Below are 22129 nucleotides of genomic sequence, written 5' to 3'. Positions count from 1 at the left end.
GGGGGCGGCGCGGCGGCGCGCGGCAGGCGCGCGAAGGCGGCGTCGGGCCGGGGGCGCCCGCGGTCAGCGGGTGGCGGCGCTCCAGGCGATGCCGTCGAGGATGTCGTGCTCCGAGGTGACGACCGACTCCAGCCGGCCGCCGGCCGCGGCGACGTCGGCCCGGACGCGGGCCACGACCTCGCGCCAGACGAGCGCTCCCGCGCCGATCACGTCGATGCGGCCCGGGTGCATGAAGCCAAGGGAGGCGCGCTCCTCGCGCGTGCGGGCCAGCAGGTCGTCGCACGCGGCGAGCGTCGCGTCGACGCTGAGCACCACGCCGTCGATCGCCTTCGGGTCGTACGCGGGCAGGCCCAGGGCGTGGGCGGTCACGGTCGTGACGGAGCCGGCGAGCCCGACGAGCGTGACCGCCTGACCGAACGGGACGACCGCCGCTGCCTCGTCGAGGGCCGCCCTCACGTCGGCGACGGACGCGGCGATCTCGTCGGCCGACGGCGGGTCGCTGCGCAGGTGGCGCTCGGTGAGCCGGACGCAGCCGACGTCCATCGAGTAGGCCGCGACCGGCGCGTCGGTGCCGAGCACGACCTCCGTCGAGCCGCCGCCCAGGTCGACCACGAGGAACGGGCCAGGGTGCGCGCCCGCGAGCACGCCGGTGGCGCCGCGGAACGAGAGCTCGGCCTCCTCGGTCCCGACGACGACCTCGGGCTCGACGCCCAGCGCGGCGCGCACGCCGTCGACGAACTCCTGGCGGTTCTCGGCGTCGCGCGTGGCCGACGTCGCGACGAAGCGGATCGACTCGACGCCGAACCCGTCGCACACCGAGGCGTAGCGCATCGCTGCGTCGAGGGTGCGCGCGAGGGCCTCGGGGGCCAGGCGACCGGTGCGGTCCACCCCCTGGCCGAGCCGGACGACCTCCATGCGGCGGTCCAGGTCGACGAGCGTGCCCGCCTCCTGGTCCACGTGCGCGACGAGCAGTCGGATGGAGTTGGTCCCGCAGTCGATGGCAGCCACACGCGTCACGCGCACATCCTCGCACCGCCGACCGACACTCGGCCGCCCGGCCCACGTCGGCCGGGCGGCCGGCGTGGACAGGTGCCCGGCCGGGACGGACGGGGCGGGAGGTGCGAGTCAGCAGGTGCAGCGGTCCTGGCGCCAGGTGTCGGCGATGAGGGCGAGGACCTCGTCGCCGATCGGGTTGACGCCCGGGCCGGCCGCCAGCGCGTGGCCGGACAGGACGTGCAGGCACTTCACGCGCGTCGGCATGCCACCGGCGGAGATGCCGGCGATCTCCTCGACGTGCCCCAGCTCCTCGCGGTCGGCGAGGTACGCCTCGTGCGCGCGCTGGTAGGCGGCGGCGAGGTCGGGCTCGTCGGCCAGGCGCGCGGTGAGGTCCTTCATCAGGCCTGACGCCTCGAGCGTGCTCACCGCGGCGACCGCCGGCGGGCAGGTGAGGTAGTACGTGGTGGGGAACGGCGTGCCGTCGTCCAGGCGCGGGGCCGTGCGCACGACGAGCGGCCGGCCGCACACGCAGCGCGCGGCGATCCCGACGACTCCGCGCGGCACCCGGCCGAGCTGCTCGGCGAGCACCTCGAGGTCGCGGTCCGTCACGGTGGTCAGCGGCGTGGGGGTCACGGGGGTCCGTTCGGTACAGGTGGTGCGTCGCGGCGCGTGCCGCGTGGTCGCCCCATTCTCGCCCGACGAGCACCCCCCACCAACTCTCCCGCAAGCACCCACCCTCCCCTGGGGCCGACCCCGTCGTTGCGGACGCCTCCGTGCCGGGAAGCGTGCCCAACGACGGGCTCGACGGTTCCGGGCACGAGTCGGCGCACGAGGCTGGCGGCCGCGCGGGAGAGCCGGGACGGTCAGCCGTCGGTGGGGGGTGTCGCGGCGTCGGTGGTGGGAGCGTCCGTGGCGTCGTCGGCGGCGGTCTTGCCGTCCTTCGTCGGGGGGGCCTTGGCGGGATCCGTCGCCGGGTCCGTCGACGTCGCGTCGACCGGGAGCTTGCCGGCGACCGCGACCGACTCCCACACCGACGTGTACCAGGGCTTGGTCGACTCGGAGTCGATCACGGACGACGGCCCGTCGGCGGTGACCGGCGCATCGGGCACGGTCTCGGGGTCGACGACGCGGTACGGCGTCTCCCCCGGCAGCACGAACGAGAGCCGCTCGCGGGCCTGCGCGACGACGTACGCGGGGTCGGACCAGCGGTCGACGTCGGCCTGCAGGTCGTCGTTGCGCGCCTTCGCGGCCTCGACCTGCGCGTTGAGGTCGGCGAGCTGGGCCTGCTGGCGGACGTAGGAGTTCAGCGTCGGGTAGACCAGCACGAACGCCATCACCACGACGATCGCGAAGACGAGCGCGCGTACGGAGAACATCCGCGGGACACCGGGCCGCACACGCTCGACGCGAGGCGCTCCTCGTCCGGGCGTCGCTGGTCCGCTCCGGGCGGGACCGGCGGACGGCCGCGACGACGCGGGGCGACCTGCCGCGGGTCGAGAGGATGCCGCGGGCGGCGGCCCCACACGCGGGGTGGGCGCCGACGAGGACGGCGGCCGACCCGGCCGAGCTGCGGAACCAGATGGCACCCGCGGCGTCGCGCCGGAGCCCGCGGCGCGCGGGTCGGCGGGTCGGCGCGGGGAGGGCATGGGTCGATTGTGCCCCGGCCCGGGGCGCCAGCCCCGCACCCCGACGAACCTCGGGGTGTCCCGAGCGAGCCGGGGGTCCAGAGGGAGCAGGAACGCCGAAGGCCGGCCACCCGCAGGTGACCGGCCTTCGGACGAGAGCGTCAGCCCTGGAAGCGCGGGAACGCCGAACGACCGGCGTAACGGCCGGCGTCGTCCAGCTCCTCCTCAATGCGGAGCAGCTGGTTGTACTTGTTGATCCGCTCGCCACGGGCGGGCGCACCGGTCTTGATCTGGCCGGCGTTGGTCGCGACGGACAGGTCGGCGATCGTGGTGTCCTCGGTCTCGCCGGAGCGGTGCGAGGTCATCGTCGTGAAGCCGTTGCGCTGCGCGAGCTCGACCGCGTCGAGCGTCTCGGTGAGCGTGCCGATCTGGTTGAGCTTGACCAGCAGCGAGTTGGCGGCCTTCGTCTGGATGCCCTTGGCCAGGCGCTCCGGGTTGGTGACGAACAGGTCGTCGCCGACGATCTGCACGCGGTCGCCGACCTCGGAGACCAGGTGCGACCAGGAGTCCCACTCGTCCTCGGACAGCGGGTCCTCGATGGAGACCAGCGGGTAGTCGCGCACGAGCTGCTCGTAGTACGCCACCATCTCCTCGGGCGCGTGCGCGCGGCCCTCGAACTGGTAGGCGCCCTCGCGGAAGAACTCGGTCGAGGCGACGTCGAGCGCGAGGCCCACGTCCACGCCGGGCTTGAAGCCGGCCTGCTCGATCGCGACGAGGATGAGGTCGAGCGCGGCACGGTTGCTCTCGAGGTTCGGCGCGAAGCCGCCCTCGTCGCCCAGGCCGGTCGACAGGCCGCGCGACTTCAGCACGGACTTCAGGGAGTGGTAGACCTCGGCGCCGGTGCGCAGGGCCTCACGGAACGTCGTGGCGCCGATCGGGGCGACCATGAACTCCTGGATGTCGACGTTCGAGTCGGCGTGCGACCCACCGTTGAGGATGTTCATCATCGGGACGGGCAGGACGTGCGCGTTGGGGCCGCCGATGTAGCGGAACAGCGGCAGGTCCGACGAGTCGGCAGCGGCCTTGGCCACGGCGAGCGAGACACCGAGGATGGCGTTCGCGCCGAGCTTGCCCTTGTTGGGCGTGCCGTCGAGGTCGATCAGCGCGGCGTCGACGAGACGCTGCTCCGTGGCCTCGAAGCCGATGAGCTCGGGGGCGATCTCGTCGATCACGGCGTTGACGGCGTCCTGGACGCCCTTGCCGAGGTAACGGGCCTTGTCGCCGTCACGGCGCTCGACGGCCTCGAATGCGCCGGTCGAGGCGCCCGAGGGCACACCGGCCCGGGCGATGGTGCCGTCGTCGAGTGCGACCTCGACCTCGACAGTGGGGTTGCCGCGCGAGTCAAGAATCTCGCGGGCGCCGACGGCCTCGATGCTGGCCATGGGTGCTCCTTCGACGAGCGGGTGGGTTTACGACCTCACCCTAGTGCCGTCCGACGAACCGCGGGCAGGGACCTCCGTCCGGTGGACAGCCCTCACCGACGTGCGTACACGCGCCAGCGGCTCGATCTGCGCGGAGCAGGTGCCGATAGACCGAACGGGTGGTCGGCGGTCTCTGGCGGTAACACCGCCCGCGACCGCGGGCACTGCGGAGTGAGAGCGGACGACGGGAGACGGCGTGGCAGGCAGGGAGGAACGCGAGGCGCGGTTCCGGGTGCTCTTCGACGCGCACTACGACCGCGTGCATGCCTACGCCGCACGTCGAGCAGGCGCGAGCATGGCTGACGACGTCGCGGCGACGACCATGGGCATCGCCTGGCGTCGGCTGGACGAGATCGACGCGCGACTCGAGCTCCCCTGGCTGCTCACGACCGCCCGCCACGTGGTGTCCACGACGATCCGGGGCGACGTGCGCCGGCGCGCACGCGACGAGGCCGAGCACCCCGCGCACCTTCCCGACCTGGCCGGCGGGGTCGTCGAGCGGAGCGCGATCCGGGACGCCCTGGACGCGCTGTCGGACGCCGACCGCGAGCTGCTCCTGCTGTGCACGTGGGACGACGTCGCCCCGGCGGACGCGGCTCGGGTCCTCGGCCTCACGCCGGGCACCGTGCGTGTCCGCCTGCACCGCGCGCGGCGCAGGTTCCGTGACGCCTACGCGTTCCAGGGCTCCGCCCACCCCACCCCTGCGATGGCGATAGGAGAACTCGCATGAGCACCGATCCGGTCGCGGCTCTCCGCGCCGCCGCACCCGTCGTCTCGCCGCCCACACCCGGTGCGCGCGAGGCGGCCTACCGAGCGGCCGTGGCCCAGAGCGCGACGACGGTCGCGGTGCCCTCGCTCCGGCGGTGGTGGATCGCGGGCATCACCGCCGTGGCCGCCGCAACCGCTGCCGTTGCCGGCACCGCGGTTCCCGCGCTCGGCGAGCAGGGGTCCACCCCCGATCCGGCCCCCGCCGTCCATCAGCCGTCGCTCGTCGCACCGGCGGAGATCTACCTCACGCGCGCCGACGGCACCGTCTACACCGTCACGCGGCCCGGCTCGACGACCCCGGAGAACTCATGACCACCGACACGATCGACGCCCCGCCCACCGACCCGGCGCCTGCGCGGGTGCGCCCGCTGCGGGTCCTTCGAGGCGTGCTCGTCGTGGTCACCACCGCCGCGCTGCTGGTGGCCGTCGCGACGCTCGCCGACTGGGCCTGGGGTCCCGCGCGGTCCACCGACGCGTGGGCCGGCCGGTTCGGCGACCCGCGGATCGTCCTCGCGGAGGGCGTCTCGCTCCCGGCCGCTCCCGAGACGATCACGCGCTGGTCGCTCGAGCCGACGACGTACGGCCTCCCCGACGACACGTCCGTGCTCGAGGCCGTCTTCGGCGGTCCGGTCGTCGCGGTGGGTGACCACACGTGGGCGACCGCCACGGGCACGGTCGACTTCCCCCAGCTCGCGAGCGTGCTCGCCGACCCGACCTCGTGGATGAACGGGGGCCCCGAGTTCACCGGCGCGGGCCTCGCGCAGGTTCCCGACGCTCCGACCTTCGCGACGCAGGACGACCAGCTGGTCGAGGTCCACCGGATCCTGGCGATCCTGGGGTGGCCTGCCGACACGACGGTCGAGGCGGCAGACGGTCAGCTCGGCCGGATCTTCCGGGTGCGGCCGACGGTGCCCGAGGCGACGACGTCACCACGAAGCTCGGTCTTCCCCGCGCCACGCTTCGTCTTCGCGGAGGACGGGACGCTGAAGTCCCTCACGCTTCAGCCGTGGGCCCTGACGCAACCCGCGGAGCTCGCGCCTGTGCGGTCTGCCGAGCAGGCGCTCGACGACCTCCGCCACCACCGGTCGGAGGTCGCCACCACTGCCGGCGGCACCGTCCCGAACCTCGTCGAGCGCGTCCTGGGCACGACCTTCTTCCCGGCGGACGACTCAGAGACCCCGCCGCCCGGTCCGATCGCCAGCGTGACGCTGTACGGCGACAGCGCGGGCGTGATCGGTCAGACACATCCGGTCTGGGTCTTCAGCGACGCGGACGGCAATACCGTCGGGGCGGTGCTCGCGGCCGAGGACGACGTCTTCCCGCCCGGTCTCCGCTGACGCCGGGCCCTGCTCACAACGCTGCGACGATGCGTTCGGTCTGCTCGCGCGCGTCGCCGAACAGCATCGCCGTGTTGTCCCGGAAGAACAGCGGGTTCTGCACCCCGGCGTACCCCGTGGCCATCGACCGCTTGAACACGACGACCTGCCGCGCCTTCCAGACCTCCAGCACCGGCATCCCCGCGATGGGCGAGGACGGGTCGTCGAGCGCCGCGGGGTTGACGGTGTCGTTGGCGCCGATGACGAGCACCACGTCGGTGTCCGCGAGGTCGCCGTTGATCTCGTCCATCTCGAGCACGATGTCGTACGGCACCTTGGCCTCGGCGAGCAGCACGTTCATGTGGCCGGGCAGGCGACCGGCCACGGGGTGCACCCCGAACCGCACGTCGACCCCGAGCGCGCGCAGGCGCGTGACGAGCTGCGCGACGGGGTACTGGGCCTTCGCGACCGCCATCCCGTACCCGGGCGTGATGACGACCGATCGGGCCTCGCGCAGCAGCGCGGCGACGGCCGCGGCGTCGAGCTCACGGTGCTCGCCGTCCTCGTCGACCCGCGCGACGACCAGGCCCTCCGGGGCTCCGAAGCCGCCGAGGATCACGCTCATGAACGAGCGGTTCATCGCCTTGCACATGAGGTAGGACAGGATCGCGCCCGAGGCGCCGACGAGCGCGCCGGTGACGATCAGCAGGTCGTTGCCGAGCATGAAGCCCGCCGCGGCCGCGGCCCAGCCCGAGTACGAGTTGAGCATCGAGACGACGACCGGCATGTCGCCGCCGCCGATCGAGGCGACCAGGTGCCAGCCGAGCGCGAGCGCGACGACCGTCATGAGCAGCAGCGGGACGATCGAGTGGCCCGCCAGGAACCAGGCCAGCAGCGCGGCTGAGGCGACGAGCGCGGCCAGGTTGAGCAGGTTGCGGCCGGGCAGGGACAGCGGGGCCGACGAGATACGCCCCGAGAGCTTGAGGTACGCGACGACCGACCCGGTGAACGTCACGGCGCCGATCAGCACGCCGAGGAACACCTCGACCAGGTGCACGGTGTCGGCGGGCTCAGTGCGGAACGAGTTATAGCCGACGAGCACCGCGGCCGCGCCGACGAACGAGTGCAGCATCGCGATGAGCTCTGGCATCTGCGTCATCTCGACGCTGCGGGCCTGCCGCGTGCCGACGACGGCGCCGACGAGCAGCACGAGCGCGACGAGGATCGCCGTGACGACCGCGGACCGCTCCGACCGGTCGAGCGCGAGCGCGATGGTCGCCGCGAGCGCGAGCACCATGCCGACCATGCCGAGCGCGTTGCCGCGGCGGGCGGTCTCCTGGCGCGAGAGGCCCGCGAGCGACAGGACGAACAGCACGGCGGCGAGGATGTAGACCGCCTGGACGAGGCCGAGCAGGGTCATCAGGCGTCCCTCCGGAACATGCGGATCATCCGGTTGGCGACGAGGAACCCGCCGAACACGTTGATGCTGGCCAGGGCCGCGGCGACGCACGCGAGGGTCGTGACGAGCCAGTCGTCGGAGCCGATCTGCAGCAGCGCGCCGACCAGGATGATGCCGGAGATGGCGTTCGTCTGGGCCATGAGCGGGGTGTGCAGCGAGTGGCTCACGTTGGAGATCACGTAGTAGCCGACGAACACCGCGAGGACGAACACCGTCGCGTGGCCGAGGAACACCGGCGGCGCGAACGAGGTCGCGAGCGTGACCAGCACGGCCGCGAGCGCGAAGCCGACCAGGCGGCGGCGCGCGGCTGGCCGCGGATCGACCGGTGCGGGCGGTGCGGGTGGCGGCACCGGCGCGGGCGCCGCGGACACCGCGACGGGCGGCGGGGGCCAGAGCAGGTCGCCCTCGTGCGTGACGGTCATCCCGCGCTGCACGGGGTCCTCGAGGTCGAGCACGAGGACGCCGTCCTTGCCAGGCGTGAGCAGCTGCAGCAGGTGGACCACGTTCGTGGCGAACAGCTGCGACGTGTGCCGTGGCAGGCGCCCAGCCAGGTCCGTCCACCCGACGATCGTCACGCCGTTCGGCGTCACCACGCGCTGCCCGGGAACGGTGAGCTCGCAGTTGCCGCCGCCGGACGCCGCCAGGTCGACGATCACCGAGCCCGACCGCATCGCCGCGACCATGTCCGCGGTGATCGTCGTCGGCGCCGTCCCGCGCACGAGCGCGGTCGTGATGACCACGTCCGCCTCGGCGGACTCGTGCGCGTAGACCGCGGCGGTCGCCGCCTCCTGCTCGTCGGTCAGGGCGCTCGCGTAGCCGTCCGTGCTGACCTGCTGCTGAGCCGTGGCAGCGCGCACGAAGGCGGCGCCCATCGACTCGATCTGCTCGGCCACCTCGGGCCGCACGTCGAACGCGCGCACCTGCGCCCCGAGCGAGTCGGCCGCGCCGATGGCCGCGAGGCCCGCGACGCCCGCACCGATGACGAACACCCGTGCGGGCGCCGTCTTGCCCGCGGCCGTGACCTGACCGCCGAACATCCCGCCGTACTGCTCCGCGGCCTCGATCACGGCGCGGTAGCCGGCCACGTTGGACAGCGTGCTGAGCACGTCGAGGCTCTGCGCCCGCGAGATGCGCGGCACCGCGTCGAGCGCGAGGGCCGTGACCCCCTGCGCGCGCAGGCGCTCGGCGAGCTCGGGGTGCGCGGCGGGCGCGAGCATCGCGACGAGCACCGCGCCGGGTCGCAGCGCCGCGACCCGCTCGTCGGACGGCGCGTTGACCGCCGTGACGACGTCGGCGCCCCACGCGTCCTCGACGATCGTCGCGCCGGCCTCCGCGTAGGCCTCGTCGGCGTAGGCCGCGGCGCTGCCGGCGCCGGCCTCGACGACGACGTCGTAGCCGAGCCCGACGAGGCGTCCGACGCTCGTCGGGGTCGCCGCCACCAGTCGCTCACCGGGTCGGGTCTCGCGGGGGATGCCGATCGTGGTCACGCGTTCCTCCTGGTGGCCGCTGGTGCGCCGAGGTTATCGAGTCGGCATCGGGCGCCGGAGGACTATCGGCCTGCTTCCGTCGCGCGCATCTGCGCCTCCCACGCGGAGGCCGTGCGGCGCAGCTCGCCCTCGGCGTCGAGCCCGGCGTCGCGCGCCTCGAGCACGAGGGCGAGCAGCCGGGCGCCGAGCCCCTCGTCGGGCGGCCTCGTCTCCAGGCCCGAGCGCTGCGCACGGCCCGCGATCTTCTGGGCCCGGGCGAGCGCGCCGAGCGCGACCGGGATGCCGTCGAACACCGAGTCGCGCTGCTTCTCGTCCTTCTTGATCCGGTCCCACTGACCGTGGAGATCCGTGGCTTCGGCGTCGGCGAAGACGTGCGGGTGGCGGCGGACCAGCTTGGCGGTCAGGTCGGCCGCGACGTCGTCCACGTCGAAGGGCTCGTCGGGATCCTCCTGCGCGAGCCGTGCGTGGAACACGACCTGCAGGAGCAGGTCCCCCAGCTCCTCGCGCATGCCGGCGCGGTCGTCGGCCTCGACGGACTCCGCGAGCTCGTACGCCTCCTCGATCGCGTACGGCGCGAGCGTGAGGTGCGTCTGCTCGGCGTCCCACGGGCACCCGCCGGGCGAGCGCAGGCGGTCCATGACCGCGACGAGCTCGCGCAGCGCGTCGCTCACTTCGAGGCGACGATCCAGGGGAACGGCTTCGGGGCCGCGACGTTCGAGCCCTCGCCGTTCGAGCCGTAGCGCGGGTTGACCTCGACGTGCACCTTCGCGAGCCGGTCCGAGAGCTCGCTCGTCACGGCGTCGTCGCCCAGGCCCTGGATGTTCGTCAACGCGACCGAGTACCGGGCGATCGCCATCGAGGCGTCGGAGAACGTGGGGGTCCCCTTGGTGCCCGAGGCCGCCACGGCCTGGTCCAGCAGCTTGGCCGCGTCCGCGTCGGACACCCCCACGCCGTGCTCCGAGGCGACGTCGACGACGGTCGGCTCCTGCGCGAGCACCGTGATGACGTTGGGAACCGTCGCGCCCTGGAAGTACGCGCCGAGCTCGGTCATCACCTCACGGACGTCGGACGCGGGGATCGCCTGGCCGTCGACCACGGCTGCCGCGCCCGGCTGCCCGGCGCACCCGGCCAGGGTCGCGCCCGCCGCCAGGGCAAGGAGCAGTGCACCGATCCGTCGTGCCTTCGTCACCGTGAGACCTCCCGCGTCGTCGCTCGTCGATCGCCGCCATCGTAGGGCCTAGCGCTGTGCTGTCCCGACGCCCGCCGCCGCTGACACGTCGCCGCGGATCACGGCGTCCACCAGGGTCCGGCACCAGGTCAGCAGCGCGCTGCCGTGCAGCGGCTTGCCGCCGATCCGGGCGGTCGTCGGGAACGGCACGAGGATCGTGCGGACCGTCGGCTTGAGCACCGAGCCGGGGTAGAGCCGCTTGAGCCGCAGCTGCGCCGACTCGGGCAGCTCGACGGGAGCGAACCGCACGAACTTGCCCTGAGCGGTGACGTCCGTCAGGCCCGCGCCGCGGATGTGCTGGCGGAACTCGGCGACCTCGAACAGGTTCTTCACCGCGTCGGGCACGGGGCCGTAGCGGTCGACGAGCTCCGCGTGGACCTCGTTGAGCGCGGCCGCGTCCGTGGACGCCGCGATCTTGCGGTAGGCCTCAAGGCGCAGGCGCTCGTGCGCGATGTAGTCGTGCGGGATGTGCGCGTCGACGGGCAGCTCGATCGTGACGTCGGGCAGCTCCTCGGGCGCGTCGCCGCGGAAGTTCGCGACCGCCTCGCCGACCATCCGGATGTACAGGTCGAAGCCGACCCCCTCGATGTGCCCCGACTGCTCGCCGCCGAGCAGGTTGCCCGCGCCGCGGATCTCGAGGTCCTTCATCGCCACGGCCATGCCGGCGCCGAGGTCGGTGTTCGCGGCGATCGTCTGCAACCGGTCATGCGCCGTCTCGGTGAGCGGCTTCTCGGGCGGGTAGAGGAAGTAGGAGTAGGCCCGCTCACGCCCGCGGCCCACGCGGCCGCGCAGCTGGTGCAGCTGGCTCAGCCCGAGCAGGTCGGCTCGCTCGAGGATGAGCGTGTTGGCGTTGGAGATGTCCAGTCCGGTCTCGACGATCGTCGTGCAGACCAGGACGTCGAACCGCTTCTCCCAGAAGTCGACGATGACCTGCTCCAGCTGGTGCTCGCCCATCTTGCCGTGCGCGACGGCGATACGGGCCTCGGGCACCAGCTCGTTCAGGCGCGAGGCTGTGCGCTCGATGGACTCCACCCGGTTGTGCACGAAGAACACCTGGCCCTCGCGCAGCAGCTCGCGCCGGACGGCGGCGGTGATCTGCTTCTCGTCGTACGGGCCGACGAACGTCAGGACCGGGTGCCGCTCCTCGGGCGGGGTGGCCAGCGTCGACATCTCGCGGATGCCGGTCACCGCCATCTCGAGAGTCCGCGGGATCGGCGTCGCGCTCATCGCGAGCACGTCGACGTTGGTGCGCAGCGCCTTGAGCGTCTCCTTGTGCTCGACGCCGAACCGCTGCTCCTCGTCGATCACCACGAGGCCCAGGTCCTTGAACCGGATCTCGCCGGTGATCAGCCGGTGCGTGCCGATGACGACGTCGATGGAGCCGTCGGCCAGCCCGTCGACGACCGCCTTGGACTCCTTGGCGGTCTGGAACCGCGACAGCGCCTTCACGTTGACCGGGAAGGCCGAGTAGCGCTCCATGAACGTGTCGAGGTGCTGCTGGACGAGCAGCGTCGTCGGGACCAGCACCGCGACCTGCTTGCCGTCCTGCACGGCCTTGAACGCGGCCCGCACGGCGATCTCGGTCTTGCCGTAGCCGACGTCGCCGCACACGAGCCGGTCCATCGGGATGGACTTCTCCATGTCGGCCTTGACCTCGTCGATCGTCGCCGCCTGGTCGGGCGTCTCGACGTACGCGAACGCGTCCTCGAGCTCGCGCTGCCAGGGGGTGTCGGGGCTGAAGGCGTGGCCCGACGTGGCCATCCGGGCGCTGTAGAGGCGGATGAGCTCGCCCGCGATCTCCTTGATCGCCTTCTTGGCCTTGCCCTTGGTCTTGGCCCAGTCGCTGCCGCCCATCTTGTTCAGGCTCGGCGCCTCGCCGCCCACGTACTTGGTGACCTGGTCGAGCTGGTCACTGGGCACGTAGAGCCGGTCGCCGGGGTGGCCGCGCTTGCTGCTCGAGTACTCGATGACCAGGTACTCGCGCGTCGCGGCGTTCGCCCCGGTGCCGATCGTGCGCTGCACCAGCTCGACGAACCGGCCGACGCCGTGCTGCTCGTGCACGACGAAGTCGCCCGGCCGCAGCTGCAGCGGGTCGACGACGTTGCGCCGGCGGCTGGGCATCTTCCGCATGTCGCGCGTGCTGCTCCCCTGCCGACCCGTGAGGTCGGACTCGGAGAACAGCGCGAGCCGGAGCTCCTCGGCCACGAACCCGGGGCCGGCGGGCGCGGGGATCACGCTGACCACGCCCGGTTCCGGGGTCTCCGGCAGGGTCGAGACCAGGCGCGCCGGCACGTCGGCCGCCTTGAGCTGCTCGGTCATGCGCTGCGCGGGGCCGTGCCCCTCGGTCGCCAGGACCAGGCGCCAACCGGCCTGCTGCAGCGCGCGCACGTCCGTGACGGCCCGGTCGACCTCGCCGCGGTAGCGCTCGACGTCACGCGCGCCGACGACGAGCGTGTGCGCGTCCTCGATCATCTCGTCGGCCGCCTCGGCGTCCATGTGGAACCCGGACAGCGTCCACCAGCCCAGCCCGCGGACCGCGCCGAGCGCGCGGACCTCCGCGAAGCTGGCGAAGCTCGCCGCGGACAGGTCGAGCGGGGTCTTGGCTCCCGCCGCGGCACTGGTCCACGCGGCCTCGAGAAACTCGTGCGTGGTCGCGACCAGGTCGTGCGCGCGTCGTCGGACCCGCTCGGGGTCGGCCAGGACGAGCAGCGCGTTGTCCGGCACCAGGTCCAGCACGGGGACCATGTCGGTCACGAGGGCCGGCGCGAGCGACTCCATGCCCTCGACCGCGATGCCCTGCGCGAGCTTGTCCAGCATGTCAGTTGCGCCCGGCAGGTCCTCGATGAGGTCCTTCGCCCGCTGCCGGACCTCCTCCGTCAGCAGGATCTCGCGGCACGGCGGCGCCCACACGCCGTGGTCGGCGATCTCCAGGCTGCGCTGGTCCGCGACGGAGAACCAGCGGATCTCCTCGACGTCCTCGCCCCACAGGTCCACCCGCAGCGGGTGGTCCTCGGTGGGCGGGAACACGTCGAGGATGCCGCCGCGCACGGCGAACTCACCGCGCTTCTCGACCATGTCCACGCGCTGGTAGGCGGCGTCGCTCAGGCGCTGCGTGGCCTCGTCGAGGTTGACGGTGTCGCCGACGTTGATCTCTACCGGCTCGAGCTCGCCGAGGCCCTGGACGACGGGCTGGAGCAGGGCCCGCACGGGCATGACGAGCACCCGGATCTTCCCGGTGGGCCCGTCCTCGCCCGGGTGGGCCAGCCGCCGGAACACGCCGACGCGCTTGGCGACCGTGTCGCTGCGGGGGCTCAGGCGCTCGTGCGGCAGCGTCTCCCAGCTGGGCAGGACCGCGACGTCGTCGTACGGGAGGTAGCAGCGCAGGGCGTTCGCGAGCTCGTCCGCGTCGCGTCCCGTGGCGGTCGTGACGACGAGCGGGCGCTTCGCGGCCATCGCCGCGAGCAGCGGCGGGCGGATGCCTGCCGGGCCGACGATGTCCAGCTCGCCGCGCGCGACGACGTGCTCGACCGCTTGCGCGGCGGCGGGGTCGGCGAGGAGGGCGGGGAGGAGGCCGGTGAGGTCCATGGGGGTCCTTCAGGTCGAGCGTCGGAAGTGCACGACTATGGGCCGAGGGCGTCGTCACTCGGTCGTCTCCGTGCGCCATCTACTTTACGGAGTGGCACTGACAGTCATCTCGACGGTGCCGCCGGCCGAGCAGCCCTGTGGCATCACGGACATCTCGGACATGTGACCAAGATCACACTTCATCAGGTGCCCCTGCGAACCCTTCCTCGTCGAGTGTCGCCGGGCGCTCAGACGACTCGGAGTAGAGGGACGTCGTGGAAACGGTGTCCCGCCGGGCCCGACCTCGCGTCGGCGCGCGGCCCCGAGTGCCCAGTTCGCGGAGATCGCAGCCATACGCGAGCTTGGTCCCTTGGCGGGCGATGTGCCTGACCTGCGTAGACGACCCCACGCCAGCAGTCACCGGCGCACGAGCGCGAGACGTGCCCGCCGCGCGCCGTCGGTAGCGGGCTCGGTCGCCTGAGGCACCGGCCGATAGGACGCCGGGGCCGCCGGCCCGCCGGATCGTGGAGATCACGCACCTCCTGCTTTCCCTAGGCACCTGCGACCTCCCTCGGGATACCGCGACCTCGGGTCGGAAACTTCACCCGATGTTGTGCCAAAGTGTCGGGCACCAGAGTCGACATATGACCGTGGGACCGATGGACGAACGGCCCTTCGCAGGTGGCGTGCAGCCGCCCGACACACAGACCGAAGGACACGACATGACGACTCCAGCTCGAGCCAGAACGGCGCCTCGATGGCGCCCGATCGTGGGCATCGCCGTCGTTGCGACCACGGTCTCGATGACCGTCGCGGGAGTGTCCGGCGCGTGGAGCGCCCAGCCCGACTTCGCACCTGCGCAGACAGTGGTCTCCGACTCGTTCACCCGAACGGGCGCTAACGGTTGGGGCAAGGCTCCGACAGGACAGCGCTACTCCGCGACCTCGTCGAACCTCGCGTCGACGACCGGGACGACCGGTGAGCTCAAGCTGACGCCAGGGGCCGGCACGATCATGACTGCCGTCGGCTCGACCGCGCTCGACTCCCGTGGCGCCATCACGGTCCGCACCAGCGCACTGCCCACGTCCGGCAACGGCGCCTCGGCATCGCTGGTCGCACGTTCCGCAGGCGGTAGGGGCTACTTCGCGACCCTGCGGTTCGGCCGCGACGCGAAGGCGAGCCTGGCCATCAAGCGGTGGAGCGGCGGCGAGTCGACCCTCGTCCTCGACCGCCTCCTGCCGACCAAGATCACGTCGACATCGCAGGCCTTGCGCTTCGAGTTCCAGGTGACCGGGACGGCACCCGTCACCCTGTCCGCCCGCGCGTGGCCCGTCGGACAGACGCCGCCCGCGTGGCAGGTGGAGACGAACGACAGCTCCGCGCAGCGAGTAACGACACCGGGCGCGTTCGGCGTCAACGGCGGCCTCTCGGCAGCCACTGGAGCACTGTCGTTGATCTTCGACGACTTCATCGGAAGCACGGTGACCCGCGGAGGCGTGACGCCCGCGCCCACCGCCTCGGCCACGCCGACTCCGACCGCCCGCCCGAAGCCGACACCTACGCCGACGGCCAGCCCGAAGCCCACACCGACCCCAACCCCAACCCCGACGCCGACGGCCAGCCCGAAGCCCACCCCGACCCCAACCCCAACCCCGACGCCGACGGCGAGCCCGAAGCCGACCCCGACACCCACGCCGACCGCGACGCCGCCCACCCCGGGTCCGACGGGCGACCAGCCCGGTTCGGCCGCTGTCGGCACCACGCGCTACCCGATCCCCAGCGGCGCGATCTACGTCGCCGCACGCGGGGACGCTAGCGGCGCAGGGACCCTGGCATCGCCGTACGGCAGCGCTGCGACAGCGATCGCCAAGTCACCCAGCGGCTCGACACTGGTGCTGCGTGCCGGCTCGTACCACGAGCGGGTCTTCATCCCGCAGGGCAAGGAGCTGACGATCCAGTCGTACCCCGGCGAGGCCGTGTGGTTCGACGGGTCGAGCACGGTGACCGGCTGGACTGCGGCCGGCTCGGCCTGGGTCGCACCCGGTTGGAACTTCGACTTCGACAGCCGCGTCTCGTTCACCGCGGGCTCCGACGAGTCGAGCCGGTGGCTCGATCCGGCGTACCCGATGGCGGGACACCCCGAGCAGGTCTGGGTCGACGGTGTGAAGCTCACCGAGGTCGGCAGCTTGGGAGAGGTAACGAAGGGCAAGTTCTTCACGGACACGGCCGGCAACCGGCTCGTCATCGGGACGAACCCCAGCGGCCACGACGTCCGCGCCAGCACCCTCGAGAAGGCGATCCAGATCCAGGGCGCGGGCAGCACCGTGCGCGGCCTCGGCGTGCGCAACTACGCCGATCACCTCGCGACGCTCGGCACGGTCAGCGCAGAGATGCCGAACATCACCCTCGAGAACCTCGTCGTGCAAGACAACGCCACGATGGGAGTCGAGGTCTGGGCGAAGGGCGCCACCTTCCGCAACCTGACCGTCTCAGGGAACGGCATGCTCGGCCTCAACGCGAGCAAGTCCGACGACCTGCACATCACCGACTCGGTGTTCTCGGGGAACAACTCGGAACACTTCAAGGACGCCCCGGCCTCCGGTGGCGCCAAGCTGCACAACTCCACCGGTGTGCTCATCGAGAACTCGCTGTTCGACTCGAACGTGAGCGGCGGCCTGTGGTTCGACGTCTCGATGCGCAACGCGACTGTCGTCAACACCACCGTCAGCAACAACGGCAGCACGGGCATGGAGGTCGAGCTCAGCCAGGGAATCCTGCTTGCGGGCAACTACTTCGTCGGCAACGAGCGCGCCGGGCTCGAGATCTACGACGCGGGTGGCGTCCAGGCGTGGAACAACGTCGTCGCCGACAACGAGCTGTACTCGGTGCGGATGCTCCAGGACGCTCGCGTCAACAGCGACGCTGCGGTTCCGTGGCAGCTTCGGGGCGTCACGCTGCGGAACAACATCATCGACACCACGCCGACGGCCGTCGTGCCGATCCTGGTGCAGGACCTGACCGCCACGAGGTATGCGAACGACTGGGACATCTCGCTCGACGGCAACCTGTACCACCGCTCCTCCGCGAGCGCGCCGTCGAACTTCGCCTACTGGGCCAACGGCAAGACCGGCCTGACCTCGTTCAAGACCCTCGCCACCTTCACGAATGCGACCGGCAACGACACGCACTCGAAGCTCGTCGACGGCGCAGAGGTGCTCACCGCCGACTACGCGCTCACCGGCGCGGGATCGGATGCGACGAAGGGTGTCGCGCGGGCGCTGCCACCCGCCGTGGCCAACGCGCTCGGCGTCGCCACGAGCTGGGCCAAGGTCGGTCCGGCGGAGCCGTTCGAGCCGTAGGACCCAGTTCGACGCGTCACCTAGGTCGGTCGGATCGCGTCCGCGATGTTCCGGCAGAGGTGGCGCGTCGTGCGTGCCGCGACCACCTGGAGCCGACCCGCCCGGCCATAGGCGTCGGCCCGGGCCGGATCGCGAAGGAGCGCCGCCGTCGCGGCCGACAACGCACCGGCGTCTCCTGGCTCGACGACGATGCCCGTCTCACCGTCCACGACGTAGTCGCCCATCCCGGGCGTCCCGGTGATGACCACGGGACGGGCGGTCGACATCGCTTCGAGGCTGACCGTCATCCCCGAGACGTGCAGGTTCGGGCGGGTCGCGATCGTCACCACCGACGCACGGGCGTACAGCTCGCGCAGCTCGGCGTGCGAGACGTGCGAGATCTTGGTGACGCCCTCGGGAGGCTCGAGCGCCGAGGCGGTCTGGACGACGATCTCCGCGGTCGGCACCGCTGCGGCGACCTGCGCGAGCGCACGGAAGAGCGTCTCCGTGTCGCGGTCCCGATCACCCCCGACGCTGAGGACCATGGGCGCCTGCGCGGCAGGTCGCTCGGCGAAGAACTCGTGGTCGACACCGAACGGCACGTACCGCACGGGCGCGCCGCCGTCGCCCAGCAGCTCGCGCAGCGGCGCGACCTGCGCGCTGCTGAGCACCCAGAGGGACGCGAAATCGCGCAGCCACCGCGTTCGCCGGCGCACGTCGACGCCGCGCGCCGCCTGGTCGGTCAACCAGATCACTCCGCTGTGCCGGGACGTCCCGCGCTTCGCGGTGAGGTTTCGCGCCACGTTCTCGTCCCACGTCAGGCGGGCGCGGCGCGCGCGCGGGTCGTCGCCGCCCCTCGGCAGCCAACTCGCGACCTCAGCGGCGATGCGCCTGGCACGCCCACGCTCGTGCGCCGGTTCCCACCGGGTGGGGGCGAGCGCGCCGAGCCCCTCGAGCCCGTAGGGCCAGCGCGACGGGACCTTCCCCGCCACGTGATCCCGCGACCACGACTCGACGTCGCGCCCGGCGGGGTAGACGACGGAGAAGTCGGCCATCGGGCCCTCCTCTCACGCTGCGGCGCCCGGGCGCCCATGATGGGCCATCGGTGGCTCGCGGTGGAATAGGCGACTCGACCACGTGGGCGAATCTCACCCGAGGTGCGACACAACCGGCACGGACCGGACACCAACTCCCGGAGCCGCCGTGAGAACATCTCTGAACACCGGTCGATCGGAGAATGCGCGCCGTGGAGCTTGACGAGTACCTGCTGGCCTTGCGAAAGCGATGGCTGGTCATCGGCGTGCTCGGGATCATCGGCGGCCTGCTCGGCTACGGCTACGCGCAGAGCATCACCCCGGCGTTCAAGGCGACGGCCAACGTCTTCGTCTCGGTCAACCAGGGCGACACGGCCGGAGACCTCGTCCAGGGCTCGACGTTCGTGCAGAACTCCATCGCCTCGTTCGGCAAGCTCGCGAGCATGCCCGTGGTGCTCGATCCCGTGATCGCGGACCTCGATCTCGACGTCTCGGCGAAGGCGCTCGGACGCCAGGTCAGCGCGGACAACCCCCTCAACACGTTCATTCTGGCCATCTCCACGACCGACGCGAACCCACAGCTTGCCGCGGACGTGTCCAACGCGGTCGCGCTCCAGCTCACGAAGACCGTCCAGGACCTGTCGCCCCGGACCGCGAAGGGAGCCAGCGCGATCGACCTCACGGTCGTCGCGCCGGCGGCGACCCCGAAAGTCCCCTTCAAGCCCAACACCAAGTTCCTGACGGCCACCGGCCTGGCGCTCGGACTGGCAGCCGGCGTGGCATTCGCCCTGCTCCTCACCGTCCTCGACAAGCGGGTACGGACGACGGGCGACCTCGAGCGGATCTCGGACGTGCCGCTCCTCGGCTCGATCACCCGTTCCCGCTCCTCGTCGCTCGCGTACACGACGCTGCTCAACGCACCGACGACTCCGCGGGCCGAAGGATTCCGCAGGCTGCAGGCGAACCTGCAGTACCTCGAGACCGGCGCGAGCCTGAACTCGATCGTCGTCACGTCGGCCGTCCCCGCCGAGGGCAAGACCTCGACAACCCTGAACCTCGCGCTCGCCGTCGCCGAGAAGGGGGGATCGGTGCTCGTCATCGACGCCGACCTCCGCAGGCCCGCGATCGGGTCCAGCGCAGGGATCGAGAGCGCGGTCGGCCTGACCACCGTGCTCATCGGCCACGCCTCGCTCGAGGACGTCGTCCAGACCTGGGGCAACGACAACCTGCACCTCCTGCCGTCGGGTGCGCTGCCTCCGAACCCCAGCCAGCTGCTCGACTCGCCGGCCATGCACAGCCTGCTCGACGAGGCGGTCAAGCTCTACGACCTCGTCGTCATCGACTGCCCGCCGGTGCTGCCCGTCATCGACGCACCGGTCCTCGGCCGTCACGCGGACGGCGTGCTGATGGTGGTCGCGCTTCGGCGCACCCGCAAGCACCAGCTCCGAAGCGCGCTGGCCTCGCTCGACACCGTTGGCGCCTCGGTGCTCGGCGTCGTCGCCACGAACGTGGTCGACAAGGGCATGGACGGCACCTACGGCTACAGCTACCAGCCGGTGAAGAAGAAGCGCTGGTCCCGGCGCAGGAAGTCGACGGGGGCCCCGCACCACGTCGCACAGCCGCCGACCGCGCCGGCCGAGAAGGTCGAGCACGTCGCGGACACTCGCGCCGACGAGCAGCCCCAGGCACCCGTCGCTGAGACCGTCGACACCACGTCGGCAGCCGCCGAGACGATCGACGAGGTATCCCGTCCGACCTCGGTCGACGGCGACGACGACACCGACGATGACGGCGCCGACGATGCTGGCCCGGACGACGACGGCGCGCACGACCTGGACCCGGACCTGACCACCGCGAGTTCTTCGAGCAAGGATGTTCCGGCCCCCCGGGCCTCGACGTGAAGCCCCTGCGCGAGCACGTCCGGCTGTACGACCAGGCTCGCACGGCCCACCTCGAGCGTGAGCGCGACGGCAACGAACCGACCACGTTGCTCTACGCGAGTCGGCGCTACGACTTCGACCTCTCGGAGGCCACCGGCGTCGATGCGCGGATGGTCTCGAGCCTCGCTTCGGCGAAGCTGCTCTGGTCGTCACCCGTGCGCGTCCTCGAGATCACGGAACCGGCCTATCTCCACGGCGTGACCCGTGCGTTCGTCGCGGTTGCCGCGCTGCGCGCACGGCATCCTCTTCGCCGCGGACGGCGGCCCTTGGTGGTCTCCTACGCGATCGGCAACCGCGACCCGCGTGACGAGTTCCGGCCGACCAGCCTGCGAGAGCACGCATCCTTTCGCGCCAAGTGGCTGATGTCCCGAGCGGTCGCACGGTGGACCGACCGGCTCGCGTTCGGCACGTCGGACGCCGCTTCGCTGTACACGCAGATCTACGGCCGCACCCCTCCCCGACAGGAGCGCGAGCTGATCGTCGCGCTCCCGTCCGCGTGCACGTGCGGCGATCTGCTCGACAAGGCGCCAGGCTCGATCGGCTACGTCGGCGCGTTCGTAGAGCGCAAGGGCCTCCCGCTCGTCCTCGCCGCCTGGGCCGCGGTCCGGCAGGCCGACGAGCGCGCCACGCTGACGCTGGTCGGGAAGGGCGACCTCGTCGCCGATGCGCAAGCGCTCGCCGAGCGCGACAGCACCGTTCGCGTCGTCGTCGACCCGCCACGCTCCACGATCCACGAGGTCCTCCGCTCGGCCTCGGTGGTTGCCCTTCCGTCGCAGCCGAGCCCCACCTGGCGCGAGCAGGTCGGCCTGCCGATCGTCGAGGCGCTCGCGCACGGCTGCACGATCGTGACGACGGACGAGTCGGGTCTCGCCGACTGGCTCGCGACGCACGGGCACCACGTCGTGCCGGGCACGAGCACGGCAGCAGAGCTCGCGACGAGCCTGCAGGCGGCCATCGCGGAGCCCCTCTCGCCACGAGGCGTCCTCGCCGACCTGCCCGAGTCGGACGGCCGTGCTCAGGCTCACGCGTGGATGTTCCGTCCCACCGGGACGTGACCACGCCGCCGCCGTCGGCTAACGGGCCTTCTCGGCCTCGACGGGCTCGGTCCTCGAGCTTCTGCGGGTTCCCGCGACGTCCCACGCACCACCGAGTCCGAGCCCGAGCAGCAGGTAGAGCCCGACCACCGACGACGCGAGCGGGCTGAACGCCATGTCCCACAGGCCTCGGAAGGCGAGGAAGAGCATCAACGCGCAGCTCGTCGACCGTGCGATCGTTCGTGCTGTTCCCCGGCCGATGATCGTCACGAGGCACGCGGCCAGGACGAGGCCGGCGAAACCCGCCCAGGCCCAGAGGTCACCGAGGATCGAGTGGAGCTCGATCTGCCCCCCGAACATGTAGACCTCGACGTAACCGTTGTTTGGCGCGTATCCCAGGTCGGCCATACCCGACTTGGCGACGAGCACGTCCGCCGAGTGCAGGATCGTCCCGCTGCCGAAGCCGAACGGGCGATGCTCGAACAGAGCGAGGAAGGCGCCGATCTCGGGTCGGCCGCCGAGGATCACCGACCCGGACTCGTCGAGCTGTGCCTGCGTCCGCGCCTGCGTCGCCTCGCCGAGGGCACCCTCAAGGATCAGGGACTGGATCAGCCAGTACGCGCCCAGGCCGAGGCCGACCAGGAACGCGCCGGCCCTGAGCCCGCTCGCGCGCCGGCTGCCTGCAGTGGGCCGCGCCTCCCAGAGGATCACGACAGCGACGAGGAACAGGATGGCGAACCCCGATCGAGCGTCGTTGAAGGCCGAGACGGCCCCGATCGCGAGCGCGGCGACAGCCTGCACCGCCCGTCTCCCGGTCCACCACGCGAGCGAGAGCACGATCACCGTCACGGGCGTGGCG

Annotated in this window: 16 protein-coding genes and 1 pseudogene; 6 read left to right on the top strand and 11 right to left on the bottom strand. The window is 72.0% G+C overall.

Annotation, left to right across the window (positions count from 1 at the left end):
- Positions 1–63 precede the first annotated feature (63 nt).
- From D1825_RS08080 to eno, 4 genes are all read right to left on the bottom strand, one after another.
- The gene (locus tag D1825_RS08080) at positions 64–1017 is read right to left on the bottom strand and encodes a Ppx/GppA phosphatase family protein (RefSeq protein WP_118766924.1); all 954 of its coding nucleotides are present in this window, start codon (positions 1015–1017) and stop codon (positions 64–66) included.
- Positions 1018–1125: 108 nt separating this feature from the next.
- Complete coding sequence (locus tag D1825_RS08075) at positions 1126–1629, bottom strand: DUF501 domain-containing protein (protein WP_118766923.1); 504 nt, start codon at positions 1627–1629, stop codon at positions 1126–1128.
- A 230-nt stretch (positions 1630–1859) separates the two neighbouring features.
- Positions 1860–2372: an FtsB family cell division protein gene (locus tag D1825_RS08070; protein ID WP_118766922.1), complete on the bottom strand. Its 513-nt coding sequence runs from the start codon at positions 2370–2372 to the stop codon at positions 1860–1862.
- A gap of 410 nt (positions 2373–2782) precedes the next feature.
- Complete coding sequence (gene eno / locus D1825_RS08065; RefSeq protein ID WP_118766921.1) at positions 2783–4063, bottom strand: phosphopyruvate hydratase; 1281 nt, start codon at positions 4061–4063, stop codon at positions 2783–2785.
- A gap of 235 nt (positions 4064–4298) precedes the next feature.
- Here eno and D1825_RS08060 point away from each other — a divergent pair, with 235 nt between their 5' ends.
- Genes D1825_RS08060 through D1825_RS08050 form a run of 3 tightly spaced genes read left to right on the top strand, consistent with a single transcriptional unit; the run spans position 4299 to position 6207 of the window.
- Positions 4299–4832 (top strand): RNA polymerase sigma factor, encoded by a 534-nt coding sequence (locus D1825_RS08060; protein WP_118766920.1) that lies wholly within the window; start codon positions 4299–4301, stop codon positions 4830–4832.
- Complete coding sequence (locus tag D1825_RS08055) at positions 4829–5182, top strand: hypothetical protein (protein WP_118766919.1); 354 nt, start codon at positions 4829–4831, stop codon at positions 5180–5182. Before D1825_RS08060 ends, D1825_RS08055 begins: the two co-directional genes overlap by 4 nt.
- Positions 5179–6207, top strand: a complete 1029-nt coding sequence (locus D1825_RS08050) for a hypothetical protein (RefSeq protein ID WP_118766918.1) — start codon at positions 5179–5181, stop codon at positions 6205–6207. Before D1825_RS08055 ends, D1825_RS08050 begins: the two co-directional genes overlap by 4 nt.
- A gap of 13 nt (positions 6208–6220) precedes the next feature.
- Here D1825_RS08050 and pntB read toward each other — a convergent pair whose 3' ends face one another.
- The 5 genes from pntB to mfd form a co-directional block, all read right to left on the bottom strand.
- Positions 6221–7606 carry a Re/Si-specific NAD(P)(+) transhydrogenase subunit beta gene (gene pntB, locus D1825_RS08045; RefSeq protein ID WP_118766917.1) on the bottom strand — a complete coding sequence of 462 codons (1386 nt, stop codon included), beginning with the start codon at positions 7604–7606 and terminating at the stop codon, positions 6221–6223.
- Positions 7606–9132: a Re/Si-specific NAD(P)(+) transhydrogenase subunit alpha gene (locus tag D1825_RS08040; protein ID WP_118766916.1), complete on the bottom strand. Its 1527-nt coding sequence runs from the start codon at positions 9130–9132 to the stop codon at positions 7606–7608. Before D1825_RS08040 ends, pntB begins: the two co-directional genes overlap by 1 nt.
- Positions 9133–9194: 62 nt before the next feature.
- A complete protein-coding gene (locus D1825_RS08035) occupies positions 9195–9803 on the bottom strand; it encodes a MazG family protein (protein WP_233549722.1) in 609 nt (202 codons plus the stop codon).
- On the bottom strand, positions 9800–10321 hold the full coding sequence (locus D1825_RS08030) for a hypothetical protein (RefSeq protein WP_118766915.1): 522 nt from the start codon (positions 10319–10321) through the stop codon (positions 9800–9802). Before D1825_RS08030 ends, D1825_RS08035 begins: the two co-directional genes overlap by 4 nt.
- Positions 10322–10369: 48 nt before the next feature.
- The gene (mfd, locus tag D1825_RS08025) at positions 10370–13945 is read right to left on the bottom strand and encodes a transcription-repair coupling factor (RefSeq protein ID WP_118766914.1); all 3576 of its coding nucleotides are present in this window, start codon (positions 13943–13945) and stop codon (positions 10370–10372) included.
- Positions 13946–14646: 701 nt separating this feature from the next.
- Between mfd and D1825_RS18225 the strand changes: the two genes are divergently transcribed.
- Entirely contained in the window at positions 14647–17283 is a 2637-nt protein-coding gene (locus tag D1825_RS18225; RefSeq protein ID WP_158580699.1) for a right-handed parallel beta-helix repeat-containing protein, read from the top strand.
- A 20-nt stretch (positions 17284–17303) separates the two neighbouring features.
- Here D1825_RS18225 and D1825_RS08010 read toward each other — a convergent pair whose 3' ends face one another.
- Positions 17304–18317 carry a glycosyltransferase family 4 protein gene (locus D1825_RS08010; protein ID WP_118766912.1) on the bottom strand — a complete coding sequence of 338 codons (1014 nt, stop codon included), beginning with the start codon at positions 18315–18317 and terminating at the stop codon, positions 17304–17306.
- Positions 18318–18508: 191 nt separating this feature from the next.
- Here D1825_RS08010 and D1825_RS08005 point away from each other — a divergent pair, with 191 nt between their 5' ends.
- Together D1825_RS08005 and D1825_RS08000 are read left to right on the top strand one after the other, a co-directional pair.
- A complete protein-coding gene (locus D1825_RS08005) occupies positions 18509–20197 on the top strand; it encodes a polysaccharide biosynthesis tyrosine autokinase (RefSeq protein WP_158580698.1) in 1689 nt (562 codons plus the stop codon).
- A complete protein-coding gene (locus D1825_RS08000; protein WP_118766910.1) occupies positions 20194–21291 on the top strand; it encodes a glycosyltransferase family 4 protein in 1098 nt (365 codons plus the stop codon). Before D1825_RS08005 ends, D1825_RS08000 begins: the two co-directional genes overlap by 4 nt.
- Before the next feature lie 18 nt (positions 21292–21309).
- Here D1825_RS08000 and D1825_RS18220 read toward each other — a convergent pair.
- A pseudogene (locus D1825_RS18220) lies at positions 21310–22129 on the bottom strand (hypothetical protein); the annotation flags it as partial.

It is taken from the genome of Cellulomonas rhizosphaerae, from assembly GCF_003470205.1.
GTDB lineage: Bacteria > Actinomycetota > Actinomycetes > Actinomycetales > Cellulomonadaceae > Cellulomonas > Cellulomonas rhizosphaerae.
Note: the sequence above shows the minus strand (reverse complement) of the source record. Positions and strands in the feature narration are given on the sequence as shown.